The following is a 1,379-nucleotide window of genomic DNA, read 5'->3' on the forward strand; positions in this document are numbered from 1 at the left end:
TGGACTGAACCCCAAAAGTTGGACGGTTAAACAAAATTTAATTTTGGAAATGAGCTCGATATTGTATCGGGCTCATTCCATTTAGAGTCAAAGATATTCTTTCTTGGTTATAGTATTGAATATACTCTTTGATATCTTTCTTCAGTTCTTTTACAGTTTCATATTTTTTTAAGTAATATAATTCGGATTTGAGAATACCAAAGAAATTTTCTACTACTGCATTATCGAGGCAATTTCCTTTTCTTGACATACTTTGTTTTATTTTCTTTTGTTTAAGTATTTTTTGATACATAGGCATTTGGTATTGCCATCCTTGATCAGAATGCAGTAATATGCTGTTTTGCTTAGGTAATTTTTTAAAGGCTTTTTTCAACATACTGTTTACCTGTTTAAAGTTAGGAGCTTCAGAGAGCTGGTAACTAATTATTTCTCTGTTGTAGAGATCCAGAATGGGAGATAGGTATAGTTTTTTACCTGCTACCTTAAATTCAGTAATATCTGTTACCCATTTCTGATACATTCTGTCAGCTTTGAAGTCTCTAGCAAGCAGATTAGGAGCTATTCTACCTTGTTGTCCTTTGTAGGATTTATACTTTTTAACTCTTATACGAGATTTCAAACCCAATTCAGTCATAAGGCTTTGAACGGTTTTGTGATTTATGCAGAATCCTAGTTGTTTTAGTTCTAAAGTGATTCTGCGATAACCATACCTGCCTAGATGTTTATGATAAACCTCTTGTATTTTTATTTTGATGTGTTGATACTTATCGACTCTCTTAAGAGTTTTAATGTGATAATAGAAACTACTTCTAGCCATTGATGCATGTTGTAGTAACAGTGATAGTCTATGTTTTTGCCTTAGCTCCTCAATGGCTATTACTTTTTCTTTTTGGCTTGAGCTAAGGCGTGCAACTTTTTTAGCAAAGCCAGTTCTGCTCTTAAGGATTCATTTTCCTGTAAAAGTTCTTCTTCTCTAGTAAGTGGCTTTTTAGATGATTTTTTGGACTTCCTTTTATTCATAGAATTAGATCGACCTCTTCCATCCTTATACAATCCAATAGCGCCTTTATCTTGATAAATCAGATACCAGCTTTGAACTGTACTATGGCTTGGAATATTGTACTTCAGACTTACTTCCCTGAAAGATAATCCATTTCGTTCAATGCTACGAATAACTTTCAACTTTAAGCTACCACTATAATTAGTATTAGTTGATCTTGGAGTTAATCCAGACATACCATACTTCTGGTAGTATTTAATCCATTTTTTTAGATCACTCTTATTGAGAACTAATTCATCACTAACAGCAGTAATACTTAAATTATTCCTTAAAACCTTTTGTACTGCTTTAAATTTAAAATCTTTGGAATGTTTGATTT

The 1,379-nt window shown here is 32.3% G+C and carries 2 protein-coding genes; both read right to left on the reverse strand.

The window, feature by feature from the left end; all coding sequences use genetic code 11:
* Positions 1-37 precede the first annotated feature (37 nt).
* On the reverse strand, positions 38-946 hold the full coding sequence (locus BD809_RS15515; RefSeq protein WP_148783898.1) for an IS3 family transposase: 909 nt from the start codon (positions 944-946) through the stop codon (positions 38-40).
* Positions 877-1,379, reverse strand: a 503-nt coding sequence (locus BD809_RS15705; protein ID WP_170251926.1) for a transposase, incomplete at its 5' end; no start/stop codon positions are given. The genes BD809_RS15705 and BD809_RS15515, both read right to left, overlap by 70 nt.

The organism is Aquimarina intermedia, from assembly GCF_008124785.1.
GTDB lineage: Bacteria > Bacteroidota > Bacteroidia > Flavobacteriales > Flavobacteriaceae > Aquimarina > Aquimarina intermedia.